This is a genomic window from Lelliottia jeotgali, assembly GCF_016771845.1.
GTDB lineage: Bacteria > Pseudomonadota > Gammaproteobacteria > Enterobacterales > Enterobacteriaceae > Enterobacter > Enterobacter jeotgali.
On the sequence record NZ_JAENMQ010000011.1, the window covers coordinates 161,852 to 175,693 of the forward strand.

The following is a 13,842-nucleotide window of genomic DNA, read 5'->3' on the forward strand; positions in this document are numbered from 1 at the left end:
GAAAAGTAGCACCCTTGTACTCCAACGGAGTTGTAATTGTCTTGCATGTGACCTATGGAAACCGGATTAAATACCATCGAGTACGAAATCAATGGCAGCTTTAATCTCATTGCGATAAGCCATCGCCGAGCAAAAATCAGCGCCAATCCCCCGTTTTGGTACGCCGACCATTTCTATGACGATAGCAAAATAATCATTGCCATCAGTCAGCCGGACAATTGGCATGATGCGGTCAGGCCATTTCCCTGGGAATTTATCAACCGGACTTAATGGAATCATCATGCGTTTATCTAAATCGTCAATGATGTCGCTCTGGACATCCAGCAGATACGGGTAAACGGTGCTCTTGTTCGCGTTGCGATAAACCGTAAATTGCATGATCAGAATGTCCGGTATTGATCAGAAAAGCTGCCATGTTCTTCCAGAAAGGCATTGAGGTTCGCGATACCTTCTGCGTTCTCTTCTTTCCAGCGCGCCGCCTCGTGTTTACGTAGCTCGGCATCAATAGCGCTTGTGAACGTCTGGGACAGATTGATACCCAGAGCACGTGCGCGACTCAGTAAGTCACGATCAATGGTGACATTAACGTTTTGGGTAGTACGTTGAGTAGCCATGTTCGGCCTCCTTTGCTTGAATGTGTTCAGTATACACACATCCATTACCTATCACATCATCGCTAAATGCGCGGTGGCGCTGACGGGTGCGCTCCTGTTGCTCACGATCCCGCTGAGCCTTCCGCTACTGATAGGTGGGCTGACGTTTGCAAGGGTATTTTTTCCGGAAGATAGATCCCAGAAATTAAGTCCGGTGAAGTACCGGCAGCATCTAGTGTCCTTAACTCCTTTACTGACAGACTCTGGCACCGCAAAGGAATAACGTCCTTGCATATTGATATGTCCACATTGTAATGGTGAAAGTTTCTTAGCGTCTGAATCCAGAACCTGATAATCCTTACGCCTAAGCTGCTGAATTGCTGCATCCATGTAATTTCAGTAAATTATCCCATGTCCGATGAAAAGAAATTGAGTGAAACATATCCAGATAATGCAAACTGATTTACTTTAGATGCAAAGGTTAATGGTCAGGGCAAGATGATACGGTCTCTTGCTGCGCGCAGACGTGCCTCCCCGCGCCGGTCATACTGCTGGGTGGTGGTGACGCTGGCGTGGCCCAGCGCATCCTTCACCGTAATCAGATCCTCGCCGTTATCCAGCATCGCCGTCGCAAAGGTTCTTCTCAGGTCGTGCGGCGCGCATTTCTCAATTCCGGCCTGGCGCTCATGCCGATCCAGAGTGGTCCCTGTTATAGACGGCTAATCCACTTCATGAAATAGGGCGAGCGTACCCGCCCCTTTTCATTGCTAACGGAGGATCAAAAGCGGTTGTTGCGTCTTTTGCAGCATTTCAGAGGTATGACTACCGATAAAGAATTGCCGCAACCTGGGATGGCCGTAGGCCCCCATCACTATCAGATCGACAGCATTTTCCTCGGCGTAACGAATAAGCGCATCCCCGACTGATTGCCCGGTAAGATGTGTTGTGCTGTTTTCTATACCCGCGTCACGTAAAATTTGTTGTGCGGTCAGCAGCTCTTCCTTCTTACCGTTTACCATGACAAGGTGGCACTCCAGCCCCCTGCGTAAGGGAATCATCGTCAGACGCTCCAGGTTTCTCCTGCTTTCTTCACAGCCATCATAAGCAAACATGGCTCTGGAAGGTGCGGAGTAGTTCTCCGGAACAACCAGCAGGGGTTTCTTTTGCAGACGAATAACGCTTTCCAGATGAGAGCCTACCGGATGCTGGCTGCCCCGACGCCCCAGCACCATGAGACGAAGGTCGCTCAGCTCTGCCAGAACTTCATCCGGTGTACCGTGTTTTTGCATCAAAAGCACATCCGGGCTTCCCTGTTTTTGAAGCAGTTCAGCACAACTTTCCAGTATTGCTTTCCCCTGGGCCATCAGCAGACGATTACGTTGCCCTTCGATTTCTACCAGCTCATCGGTCAGCAATTGCTGACTGTCTATACCGAGAGTGCCGGTCAGGTCTGACACTACCGGGGTGCTGTCTTTTTCGATAACGTGCAACAGTGCGAGCTGTGATTGCAAAGTGCGGGCTGCCCACGCCGCATATTCACACACTGACCGCGTTGAAAGTGAACCATCCACACAGGCTGTAACAGTATTATTCATAGTTTTCCCTCCGGTCTGTTAATGACCGTCCATCAGTTTTTCAACTTCTTCAGGTTTATCGTGAACACCAAACCGGTCAACGATGGTGCGGGTGGCTTCATTCATCCCACGTATCTCAACCCCGGTGCCCTCTCTGCGGAACTTAATGACCACCTTATCCAGGGCGCTGACGGACGTGATGTCCCAGAAATGGGCATGTGAAACATCTATCACCACATTCTCAATCGCGTCACGGAAATCAAAGTGGCTCGTAAAGCGGTCAGCTGATGCAAAGAATACCTGGCCGGTGACGGTATACGTCCGGTTCGTTCCCTCCAGAACTGACGTTACGCGCATGAACCGGGATACGGCAAAGTTGAGCGAAGCAATCAGTACGCCGGTCAGCACGCCGAAGGCCAGATTATGTGTTGCCACTACAACCGCGACAGTGGCGAGCATGACCACGCTGGTTGAAAGGGGGTGTGTCCGCAGGTTGGCAATGGAGCGCCAGGAGAATGTCCCGATGGAAACCATAATCATCACCGCGACCAGCGCTGCCATCGGGATTTGGGAGACCCAGTCGCGCAGGAACACAATCAGGCAAAGCAGCACCACGCCCGCCGTGAGGGTTGAAAGTCGTCCGCGTCCACCGGATTTTACGTTGATAACGGATTGCCCAATCATCGCGCAGCCTGCCATTCCTCCGATAAAGGATGTGCAGATGTTCGCGATGCCCTGAGCTTTGCACTCCCTGTTTTTGTCGCTTGGCGTATCGGTCATGTCATCCACAATAGTGGCGGTCATCATCGACTCAAGCAGACCCACCACGGCAAGCCCCGCAGAATATGGCAGTATGATGAGCAGCGTCTGGAGATTTAAAGGCACGTCCGGGAGCAGGAAAACCGGCAGACTGTCGGGAAGTTTCCCCATATCCCCGACGGTTCGTACATCCAGATGCAGCTACATCGCAATGCCGGTCAGCACCACGATGCACACAAGCGGTGAAGGAATGGTTTTGTTGATATAAGGGAAGAGATAGATGATCCCCAGCCCTGCCGCAGTCATGGCATAAACATGCCAGGTCACGTTGGTCAGTTCAGGCAACTGCGCCATAAAAATCAGTATTGCCAGCGCATTAACGAATCCCGTGACCACTGAGCGTGAAACAAAACGCATCAATCCACCGAGCTTCAGGTAACCGGCTATCAGCTGGAATACCCCGGTTAGTATGGAAGCGGCCAGTAAATACTGTAAGCCATGATCTTTCACCAGCGTCACCATCAGCAGCGCCATTGCACCGGTGGAGGAAGAAATCATCGCCGGACGCCCGCCAAAGAAGGCCATAACGAGAGGAATACAGAACGCCGAATAGAGGCCCACCTGGGGATCGACACCGGCGATAATGGAAAAGGCGATCGCTTCTGGAATGAGTGCGAGCGCGACAACAATACCAGCCAGAACGTCACCACGGACGTTACCCAGCCAGTCCTTACGCGTCGAGGACAGCAACATAATAATTTCTCAGTTTTTAGATACAGTCAGCCCCTGAAGGCAGCATTTTTATGTACGGTGAAACCCATCCGCAGACGGGATGTTATTGAGTGCGTTCTGAGGTTCGCTCAGTACGACGGAGGAAGGAAAAACTCAGGGTGGCGTAATACGCATAACGGTTGTCAGATTCTCCAAAGCGAGAGTGCATGTATTGCCGGGTCTGTTGCCCGGCATAAATGAGAGGCATAAGGTCTGAGCCAGGACCAAACCAAAGCCGCTCAATACTATAAACAAATTACAGGCAGGGTCAAATCTGAGGTTCAGTACATAAGTCCCCCCAACAAGTGATACACATATTTTGCTTTGAAATCCCTGGCACATAGCTGGTCGTCAAGCAGGAGCTACATTCATGATGATTGCTGTCCTGCTTTTACCCGGAGTATGGTTTGCCGGGTAGTATTAAATTCCCGGGCAATGGCGCTGATGCTGATCCCAGCATTAATACGAGCGATCACTGTAAGTTGCTGTTCTTCATTCAGTGCAGAAGGTCGACCAAACCGCTTTCCAGCTGCTTTCGCTCTCGCAATACCTGAATGTGTACGCTCAAGAAGCAAATCCCGTTCAAATTCCGCCACCGCTGAAATCACTTGCATCGTCATTCTCCCGGCAGCGCTGGTCAAATCAACACCTCCGAGCGCCAGGCAGTGAACACGAATATCTGACGAAGCCAGTTGCTCAACAGTTTTTCTTATATCCATGGCATTACGCCCAAGACGGTCCAGCTTGGTGACTATCAGCACATCACCATTTTCCATGCGATCAAGCAGCCGGATAAATCCGGGACGTTCGCTGTCAGCAACCGAACCACTTATATGTTCCTCAATCAGTCGCTGGGGTCTGATGGCAAAACCCGCCGCTTCAATTTCCCTTCGCTGATTCTAGGTGGTTTGCTCAAGAGTCGAAACCCGGCAGTAAGCAAATACTCGTGACATAGGAAACTTTCCGTACGAAATAGATGTCCGAATTATAGCGCCTGTACGAAATGAATTTCACTTACTTTCGGACACATATATTAGAAGGTGTACGAAACCGACCGGTTTCGGTCAGTGCAAAGCGATAACTCGAATAAACTATATGCAGAGGAAGCATTTATGCCCCGGAGAAAAATACTCAGCAGTGAAGAGCAGGAACGTTTGCTGGTTATTCCAGATGATCAAATGATTCTGACTCGGATGTGCTTTTTAAATGAACAGGATGTTGCGCTCATTAATAAGCACCGACGGCCAGCGAATCGCCTGGGCTTTGCTGTATTACTCTGTTATCTGCGTGGACCTGGATTTATTCCGGACAAAAGCAGTGCCCCTCACAATGGCGTTGTATCCAGGGTTGCTTCCCGACTGAAACTTCAGCCTGATTTATGGCAAGAATATGCATCGAGAGAGCAAACCCGCTGGGAACATCTGACCGAACTTTATCGCTACCTGAAATTATCCCCGTTTAGTCGGTCACTGCAAAAAGACTGTATCCGGCATCTGCACCCCTATGCCATGAGAACTGACAAAGGATTTATGCTGGCGGAGGAAATGCTCAGCTGGTTACATAACAATAATGTTATTTTCCCTTCTGTTGATGTGATTGAAAGGACGCTTGCCGAAGTCGTCACGCTCGCTGACCGATCCGTATTTTCGGCACTTACCGCGCAACTGGAACAGCAGAATAAATCAGCACTCGACAGCCTGCTCATATCAGAGGGTGAACAGCCTTCCCGTCTGGCCTGGCTACTTCAGCCTCCGGGTAAAATCAACGGTAGAAACGTGCTGCAACATATCGACCGACTTAATTCCATCGCCGCGCTGGGATTGCCTGATGGAATTGCGCTTTCCGTTCACCAGAACAGATTGCTTAAACTGGCGCGTGAGGGCAGGAAAATGAGCAGCAGTGACCTGGCAAAATTCACCGATGTCAGACGTTACGCTACGCTGGTTTGTATAATAACAGAGACCAGGGCCACCCTGACTGACGAAGTCATTGATCTGCACGAGCGTATTCTGGGTACTCTGTTCAGCCGGGCAAAACGCACGCAGGCCGAACAACTCCAGCAAACGGGAAAGCTTATTCAGAGCAAGCTGAAGCAGTACGTTACCGTCGGGCAGGCGTTACTTAACGCCAGAAAATCTGGCGAAGATCCCTGGGCTGCAATAGAAGACGTCCTTCCCTGGCAGGAATTCATCAACAGCGTGGAGGAAACGCGGTTTCTGTCCCGTAAAGGCAATTTTGACCCACTTCACCTGATCACCGAAAAATACAGCACGCTGCGTAAATACGCCCCGCGTATGCTGTCAGCATTGCAGTTCATGGCGACACCTGCTGCGCAGGCGCTCAGCGATGCGCACCATAACGGAAATGTACCGTAAACAACTCCATTAAGGTTTTATTCCAGATGATAATACTACAGACAAAATGCAACATGGCCTCGTAATTTTCGGCCTTCTTTTCCCATAGGGTCAGGACACGGCGAAAGCAATTCATCTAGTTGTGAGTCCTCTCGACAATCCTGTAATGGGCTTTGAACTCTATGTTTTTACTGGTATCTGACTCTTCTTTACGGGACTGGATATGCGACGACCAGCGACAGAGGAAACCCGTTCGCATCTATCATCAGACTGCACTTTACTCCTTGTTTCCCTCTGTCCGTAGGATTACTGCCTGTTTTTTTGTTCCTGACAGCGGTGATTTGGTCATGCTGCCCGTCCTGAGAGAAAATAATATAGCATCCATGTCTGCGCGGTTATCAACGCGTTTATGGTGAGTACCGAGCTGATGATTAGTTTTGTGCTGAGGGATAAGTGGTACCATTTTTTCCCAAAGTTCATCGCTTATACGCCATTTGCAGCCTGTCATATTTTCACCTTCAGGAATTATCAGTTACAACATTCTGACAATCCCTTCAGGCATAGGTTTTTAGAGATTGTTTGCAAATATCATGCGTCATCCGCGAAGCCCTTGAGGTTTTACGCGCACATCCTGTTTTTACAGTGAATCTGTCACAGAAGGACGTTGAATGTTATTAAGCGTCAGATATGAAAAAGTGCGACACCTGAAATAACCATAAATATCATTGTAAATGTTTTATTTTAAACTTTTAACTTGATTGCTGGTTGCTAAATAATTGCTCGAAATACATAACTATCAATGAAATGAGATGCGCACATCTCGAACTAAAGGATGTTTTACATGAAAAAGAATCTGATTGTTGCTGCTCTGATTGCCGGAGCTCTGTCCTCTTCTGCCTTTGCTGCTGACGGTAAAATCGACTTCGTTGGTGCTATCACTGACGATGCGTGCACCGTCACCAACAACATGACCAACCCGCTAATCGTGACTCTGGGTACCGTGGCCAGCTCTGCCTTCACCACCGGTAACCTGAGTGCTGCACCGACCGAGTTCAAAATCAACCTGACCAACTGCCCGGCTTCAATTACCTCGGCACAAGTGAAGTTTGATGGCACGGCTGATGCCAACGACAACACCATCCTGCAGCTAACGCAGGAAACCGGCGTAGTCACCAACGTGGGTATTCAGTTGATGGATAAATCCAACGCCGTCGTGCCGTTGTACACTGCCTCTACCGCTTATGACCTGACTGCCGGGACCAACGACCTGAAATTCGTGGCCCGTTACCTGGCTACCTCACTCCCTGTGACTGCCGGTCCAGCGAACTCGACCAGCAACTTCACAATCGTTTACAACTAATCGATTGTCGCCTCCTCGCCACGTCTTGGTTGGGAAGTTATCCATACGGGTCGACTCCGGTCGATCCGCCTTTTTTCGGAGTACGGAATTGTCATGAATACCGGATTTAAAGTCCTTTGCTTTTCTTTATTGCTGAGCAGCACCTTCGTGCAGGCGGCCAACATCGGTGGCGTCACCGTCGGCGGCACCCGCTTGATATACAACGGCGGTAAGAAGGAGGCTTCACTGAACGTTACCAACACTGACATCAATCCCTATCTCATCCAGTCCTGGGCGGAGACCCAAAACGGTGGCGCTGAGAAAGCCCCCTTTATTATCACGCCTCCGCTGTTCCGCCTCGACGGTAACCAGCAGAACCTGCTGCGTATCGTGCGCACCGGTGGCAGCCTGCCAGAAGACCGCGAGTCGCTCTACTGGCTGAACGTCAAGTCCATCCCGGCGGGCAGTAAAAAAGAAGGGGTTAACACCCTGCAGATTGCGGTCAAGACCCGCATCAAGCTGCTCTACCGCCCGCAGGGCCTAAAGGGCGTACCGGAAGACATCACCAGCAAACTGACCTGGGCACAGAGCGGCAACCGGTTAACTGTCACCAACCCGACGCCGTTCGTTATGAACTTCCAGCAGGTCAAAGTCGGCGGGCGTGAGGTCAAGGACATCACCTACGTGCTCCCGATGGGCCAGGCTACCTTTGCCGTCCCGGCCAATACAAGTGGTCCGGTCACTTGGAAACTCATCAGTGATTATGGCGGTATCGGCGCAGAGCACACCTCGGGGCACTGACAGCATGTTGATGCTGAGCATGGATATTCAGGAGCGAGATGAGTAGCGAAGGATGAACAATAATAAACCCCTAGTGCGCCTGCGCTTGAGCCACCTGGCCCACTTCGTGGTGGCCCAGATGGCGATGATGTCCGGGACAACGATGACGGCACAGGCGCGGGACTACTTCAACCCCGCTCTGCTTGAATTGGGGACGCCAGGCCAGAAGGCCGTAGACCTCACCACCTTTGAGAACAAGGGCAGTCAGTTGCCCGGCACCTACCGGGTTGACCTATTCATCAACAACGAAAGGATGGACACCCGCAACGTGGAGTTCCGGCTGGGCAAAGACGACAAGGGCAATGAGACCCTACAGCCTTGCATCCCGGTAGACGACCTCGCCAGTTGGGGCGTGCTGATCAAAAAATTCTCGGATCTTGGTGCTCCGGGCAATGACTGCGCCAACCTGGCGGCCATTCCACAGGCCAGCAGCGATTTCCGCTTTGCCCGCCAACAGCTGTTGCTGAGCTTTCCGCAGTCGGCGGTCAACAATTCTGCCCGTGGCTGGGTGGATCCGAAGTCGTGGGATGAGGGAATTCCGGCTGCCCTGCTCAACTACAGCGTCACCGGTTCAAACAACAACGCCAAGAGCGGGCACGGCAATGACAGCAGCAGTCAGTACATCAACCTTCGGCCCGGTATCAACATCGGCCCGTGGCGGTTGCGCAACTACACCACCTGGACCCGCAGCAGTACCGAAGGCCCCAATCGCCAGACCACCGACAAGTGGGACACGGTCTACACCTATGCCCAGCGCGACATCATTGCCCTCAAGAGCCAGTTGACCGCCGGTGATACCACCACCGCGGCCAACGTGTTTGACAGTATCCCGTTCCGCGGGGCTCAACTGGCATCCGATGATGACATGTTGCCGGAAAGCTTGCGGGGCTATGCGCCGATTGTGCGTGGTATTGCCCGCAGTAATGCCCAGGTGACCATTCGCCAGAACGGTTATGTGATTTACCAAGCCTATGTATCACCGGGCAGCTTTGAAATCACCGACATGTTCCCGACCGGGGGCTCCGGTGACCTGAATGTCACCATCAAGGAATCCGACGGCAGCGAGCAGTTGCTGGTCATTCCATTCGCCTCTCTGCCAGTGTTACAGCGTGAAGGCCGCCTGAAATATTCGGCCACCACCGGGGTGTACCGCTCGTACGACAACAGCGTGGACAAGACCCCGCTGAGCGAAGGCTCGTTGATTTACGGCCTGCCAGCCGGGTTCACTATTTACGGCGGCGGCCAGTTTGCCAGCAAATACCAGTCTCTGGCGGCGGGTGTCGGCAAGAACCTGGGCGATTTTGGTGCCCTTTCGGTCGACGTGACGCAGGCCTGGTCGAAACAGAAAGACCAGCAGAAGGAAAGCGGCCAGTCCTGGCGCGTGCGCTACAGCAAGAACTTCGTGACAACCGGCAGCAACTTCTCTGTGGCTGGTGACCGCTATGCCACTGACGGTTACTGGGGCATGCAGGAAGTGCTGGACACCTACACCAGCGGCGACAGCTATTCGTTGCAGGAGCGGCGACGCAACCGGGCGGAGCTGACGCTGTCACAGGACCTGTGGCCGGGCGGCGGCAACCTGGGTATAACCGCAGCGCGCGAAGATTACTGGAACACCGACCGGCGGATGGAGTCTTACGGGGTGAGCTACAACAACTCATGGGACGGCATCAGCTACGGGGTCAACTACACCTACAACCGCAACTCGCAGGCATCCTACGGCACCGCTGTGTCAGGAAAGAGCGGGCGAACATACGACGAGGAGCAATTGCTTGCGGCCAACGTGAGCGTGCCGTTGAGCAAGCTGTTCGGGGACAGAAGCACGAGCCACACCAACTACATGGCTAACAGCAGCAAGAACGGCAACACCACCCACAGCGTGAGCGTGAGCGGCACGGCGCTGGAAGACAACAACCTGAACTGGAGCGTGCAGGAAGGGTATGGCACGAAAGGACAAGGCAACAGTGGCAGTGTCAATGCAGATTGGCGTGCTACCTACGGCGAAGTCAACGGTGGGTATGCGTATGACAATGACAGCCAACGTCTGAACTATGGCGTGCAGGGTGGCCTCCTGGCCCATGAAAACGGCGTGACATTCGGCCAACCACTGGGTGAAACCGTGGTCCTGGTGGCCGCACCGGATGCGAAAAGCGTCGCCGTGCAGGGGCAGACCGGGGTGAAGACTGACTTCCGGGGGTACGCAGTGGTGCCGTATGCCAGCCCGTACCGCAAGAACGACGTTACGCTCAATACCGAGAGCTTTGCCGACAACACCGAGGTGGCCATCACCACGCAGACCGTGGTGCCAACGCGGGGCGCAGTGGTCAGGGCGCGTTACCAGACCAGCGTGGGCAACCGGGTATTGATGACGCTGCTGTACCAAGGCGGCAAGCTGGTGCCGTTTGGGAGCATCGTGTCAGTCAGCGGCAGCAAAGATGCTGAGAGCTTTATTGTCGGGGATGCAGGTCAGGTGTATCTGACCGGTCTGGCGCAAAGCGGCCAGCTGAAAGCGCAATGGGGCAGCAGCGCGGATGAACAGTGCCGCGTTAATTACAGCCTGTCACAAAATATGAACGGGATTGCGACCATTAACGGGCAATGCATCTGAGTGGCTATCCGGTAATTATACCTTAATCCATAAGAGGAATTTTATATTTTATGAACGTAAGAAATAAATGCATGGGTTACTATTTCTCAATATTTTTTTTATTAATAATTTCAAAACCATCTTGGGGGACCTGTACTTCACCAAATACAACTGTTAATTTCCCTGCAGTTGTCACTGTTCAGCGGGATGCTACTGTGGGTACTGTTATTGCCACTGCGCAAAGCACTACAAAAATCACCTGTGAACCAACAGGAAGCACTCAAGATCAAGATGGTGCGTGGGATATATATTCAAGTTCCTCGAACATAGATTATGGTAGCAGTCCTGTCGCTAACTACAGAAACACAGATCTAAACGGTGTGGGATTTAAATGGGTAAACCTTAACTCCGCCACGGGCACATATCAAACAATGACGAACACGGCTATAAACAACTCAGCCGTAAACGTAAGGGGGATTACTTATAATGGTGTCACGACATTTACTGACTCTTGGTCTTTAGTGAAAACAAGCTCTATAGTATCTGGTGTTGTAAATATTCCAGCAATTACCATGAACCATAGAACATCTATTACCAGCCTTGATAAAGGCCCTGTGTTTACCTATAATTTTTCTCCTGTCACTGTTAATGTACTTTCTTGTTCTATTACTACATCCAATATCAGTGTTCCCCTAGATACAGTATTAGCCAGCAGTTTTACCAGCGTCAATTCCACCAAAGGCGATCAACCTTTTACCATTGGCTTGGAGTGTGGTGTGGGGGCGCGTATTAATGCCTCGCTCAGCTTCACTCAAAATACCGAGACATCTGATAACAGCGTCATCCAATTAACCGGGGCGGGAACCGCGAGGGTGGCCAGCGGCGTCGGTATTCAGCTGTTGTATGGCGGTACGATATTAAGAAATAACACTAACGTAGTACTTAAAACTTCCAGCGGCGGTCTGGAATTCCCGGCTGGGGCCTTTACCGCGCGTTATTTTCAGACCGCGAGCACGGTGACACCCGGTGATGCCAATGCTACCGCTACGCTGAACCTGACGTACCAATAATAAGTACTCTCGGCCAGTCTGTTTTTAGATAACTGGCCGCGAACGCACGCAACCTCAAATAATAAGGATATTCACCATGACGACTTTGCATTCTGTTAAAAAAGGACTTATGGCCCTGGTCGTAATGGGCGCACTCATCAGCACCAGTGTATTTGCCGACCCGGTGACCATCAACATCACCGGCAAGGTCACGGCCGCAGCGTGTACTGTCGACAACAGCGGCATCTATAATGTGTCCATGCCTGATGTCACCGCGGCCGTGCTGAATTCGGCCGCCTCATATGGCGACTGGAAGACCTTCGATGTCACCCTGAGCAACTGCCCGGCCGGCACTACCTCAGTCAGGGCCACCTTTGACGGCGCCGCCGACGGCGCCGATGCCGGCAAGTACGCCAACACCACCGGCACCGGTTACGCCAACAATGTCTCCGTTCAGTTGCAGAACCGCTCCGGCACCATCGCCGACAAGGGCAAGAACAGCACCATGACCGTCAACGTCGACGCCAGCAAAAAAGCTATCTTTGACCTACAGGCTCGCCCCTACAGTACCACAGGCGGTGGCACCGTCGGCAACATCAGTACCGTGGTGCTGATGAGCTTTACCTACAACTGATAGTGTTACCTCTGGCTGGAGAATTTATGTTTAAACGTGTTTTTATGCTCAACATGTTGCTGTCCTCCCTCACGGTCCTGCCGGGCACGAAGGCGCATGCCACCGATGTCAATATTACCGGCAAGGTTATCGCTTCATCCTGTACTGTCAGTCCGGTGTTGGTGGCGGGGCAAGAGGTCAACCTGGGTGCGCTGGGCCGTACCCAGTTCCAGCATGCCAATGACGCTGGAACCTGGAAGAGCTTTGCCCTCAACCTGACCAACTGCCCGGCCGGTACCACCACTGTCAAAGCCACCTATACTGGGACGCCGGACGGCACCAACGCCACCCTGTTTGCCAATACCGAACCGGTGGCCACTGCGGCTCTCAACATGGCGGTGCAGATGGCCAAGGACAGCGACCACACGGCGGTGCTATCCACTGGCAGCGTCATGAGCGTCGACGTGGACACGCAGACCGGCACCGCCACGTTCCCTCTGGCGGCCCGGCTGTATACGCCCACCGGTGGTACCCTAGCCGGTCAGGTGTCCAGCAGCGTGCTGGTGAACTTTACCTACCAGTAATCATCCGGTTGCCTACCGGGGCGATGTTGGCCTCAGCCTGGTGGGCAACCCACACCAAAAAGAGAGAAAAGCATGTCTTTAGCTACTGGATAATACCGGCGCTTCCTGAGCCCACCCTGCTGGGTTACCGCGTCTCGTTGATACGCCTGCACGATACCGACCGGCTGGCCGATACTGCTCAGCGCCGTTGCAGCAACGGTCCATCATCCTGAGCTGTGGCCCAGACCTTGGACAACTTATGCAGCCTGACTTAATCGATATTGCACCTGACTGAGACCACCAAGTTTTTCTTTTATCCTCAATTGGTTATAATAATCAATGCAGCCAATGGTGTCTCGTTTTAAGTTATCCACATTTTAATATTCATTAAGGGAATAAAGTTCGTTAGATCCAATTCAGTCGTGCAATCCCATATATTAGCTTTAAAATCCGCTTTATATTCTATCTCCTGATGGCCATCTGTATGGCTCTCAGGCAGAGTCAGCAGCCAGGAATTATTCTCGTTATCAAATTTCGGCACATCCCCCATGTTTATTTCATTAATATTAAATTCCCGAGGTTCGGCTCAGAGAAAACATTTTCTAGATCAAAGAGCAAATGAGTGTTATTCAATGAATATACCTCAATCAACTTCAGAATTCCCTGTTCAAAAATGGGTCTTCCCTTGTTGTGGTGGCTGAAGGCATGATGATGGTGTATTTAATCGCCAGAGGTCACCGCTATGGACGAAAAGTCCCTCTACGCTCATATTCTTAACCTGTCCGCTCCGTGGCAGGTGA

At 51.9% G+C, this 13,842-nt stretch carries 12 protein-coding genes and 5 pseudogenes; 8 read left to right on the forward strand and 9 right to left on the reverse strand.

What is annotated here, in order from left to right:
- Positions 1-66 precede the first annotated feature (66 nt).
- From JBO43_RS18420 to JBO43_RS18450, 7 genes and pseudogenes are all read right to left on the reverse strand, one after another.
- Positions 67-378 carry a CcdB family protein gene (locus JBO43_RS18420; protein WP_202668525.1) on the reverse strand — a complete coding sequence of 104 codons (312 nt, stop codon included), beginning with the start codon at positions 376-378 and terminating at the stop codon, positions 67-69.
- A 2-nt stretch (positions 379-380) separates the two neighbouring features.
- Positions 381-614: a type II toxin-antitoxin system CcdA family antitoxin gene (locus JBO43_RS18425; protein ID WP_202666431.1), complete on the reverse strand. Its 234-nt coding sequence runs from the start codon at positions 612-614 to the stop codon at positions 381-383.
- 51 nt (positions 615-665) lie between these two features.
- Entirely contained in the window at positions 666-983 is a 318-nt protein-coding gene (locus JBO43_RS23235) for a Tn3 family transposase (protein ID WP_202668526.1), read from the reverse strand.
- 98 nt (positions 984-1,081) lie between these two features.
- Positions 1,082-1,279: pseudogene (locus tag JBO43_RS18435) on the reverse strand (tyrosine-type recombinase/integrase); the annotation flags it as partial.
- Between the two features lie 81 nt (positions 1,280-1,360).
- Positions 1,361-2,188, reverse strand: a complete 828-nt coding sequence (locus JBO43_RS18440) for a universal stress protein (RefSeq protein WP_202668527.1) — start codon at positions 2,186-2,188, stop codon at positions 1,361-1,363.
- An 18-nt stretch (positions 2,189-2,206) separates the two neighbouring features.
- Positions 2,207-3,679: pseudogene (locus tag JBO43_RS18445) on the reverse strand (SulP family inorganic anion transporter).
- A gap of 386 nt (positions 3,680-4,065) precedes the next feature.
- Positions 4,066-4,650 (reverse strand): annotated as a pseudogene (locus JBO43_RS18450) (recombinase family protein).
- Positions 4,651-4,809: 159 nt separating this feature from the next.
- On the opposite strand from JBO43_RS18450, the pseudogene JBO43_RS18455 reads away from it, so the two are divergent.
- Positions 4,810-6,079 (forward strand): annotated as a pseudogene (locus JBO43_RS18455) (DUF4158 domain-containing protein); the annotation flags it as partial.
- Here the strand turns inward: JBO43_RS18455 and JBO43_RS18460 are convergent.
- Positions 6,080-6,559, reverse strand: a pseudogene (locus JBO43_RS18460) (hypothetical protein); the annotation flags it as partial.
- 333 nt (positions 6,560-6,892) lie between these two features.
- Here JBO43_RS18460 and JBO43_RS18465 point away from each other — a divergent pair.
- The 7 genes from JBO43_RS18465 to JBO43_RS18495 all read left to right on the forward strand — a co-directional run bounded on the left by JBO43_RS18465 (position 6,893) and on the right by JBO43_RS18495 (position 13,275).
- Positions 6,893-7,411, forward strand: a complete 519-nt coding sequence (locus JBO43_RS18465; protein ID WP_202668529.1) for a fimbrial protein — start codon at positions 6,893-6,895, stop codon at positions 7,409-7,411.
- Between the two features lie 93 nt (positions 7,412-7,504).
- Positions 7,505-8,191: a fimbrial biogenesis chaperone gene (locus JBO43_RS18470; RefSeq protein ID WP_202668530.1), complete on the forward strand. Its 687-nt coding sequence runs from the start codon at positions 7,505-7,507 to the stop codon at positions 8,189-8,191.
- A 52-nt stretch (positions 8,192-8,243) separates the two neighbouring features.
- On the forward strand, positions 8,244-10,838 hold the full coding sequence (locus tag JBO43_RS18475) for a fimbria/pilus outer membrane usher protein (protein WP_202668531.1): 2,595 nt from the start codon (positions 8,244-8,246) through the stop codon (positions 10,836-10,838).
- A 71-nt stretch (positions 10,839-10,909) separates the two neighbouring features.
- A complete protein-coding gene (locus tag JBO43_RS18480) occupies positions 10,910-11,887 on the forward strand; it encodes a fimbrial protein (protein WP_202668532.1) in 978 nt (325 codons plus the stop codon).
- Positions 11,888-11,963: 76 nt separating this feature from the next.
- Entirely contained in the window at positions 11,964-12,500 is a 537-nt protein-coding gene (locus tag JBO43_RS18485) for a fimbrial protein (protein ID WP_202668533.1), read from the forward strand.
- Positions 12,501-12,526: 26 nt separating this feature from the next.
- Entirely contained in the window at positions 12,527-13,063 is a 537-nt protein-coding gene (locus tag JBO43_RS18490; RefSeq protein ID WP_202668534.1) for a fimbrial protein, read from the forward strand.
- A gap of 23 nt (positions 13,064-13,086) precedes the next feature.
- A complete protein-coding gene (locus JBO43_RS18495; protein WP_202668535.1) occupies positions 13,087-13,275 on the forward strand; it encodes a hypothetical protein in 189 nt (62 codons plus the stop codon).
- A 24-nt stretch (positions 13,276-13,299) separates the two neighbouring features.
- Here the strand turns inward: JBO43_RS18495 and JBO43_RS23240 are convergent, their stop codons facing one another.
- On the reverse strand, positions 13,300-13,416 hold the full coding sequence (locus JBO43_RS23240) for an IS3 family transposase (RefSeq protein ID WP_407929817.1): 117 nt from the start codon (positions 13,414-13,416) through the stop codon (positions 13,300-13,302).
- Between the last annotated feature and the right edge of the window lie 426 nt (positions 13,417-13,842).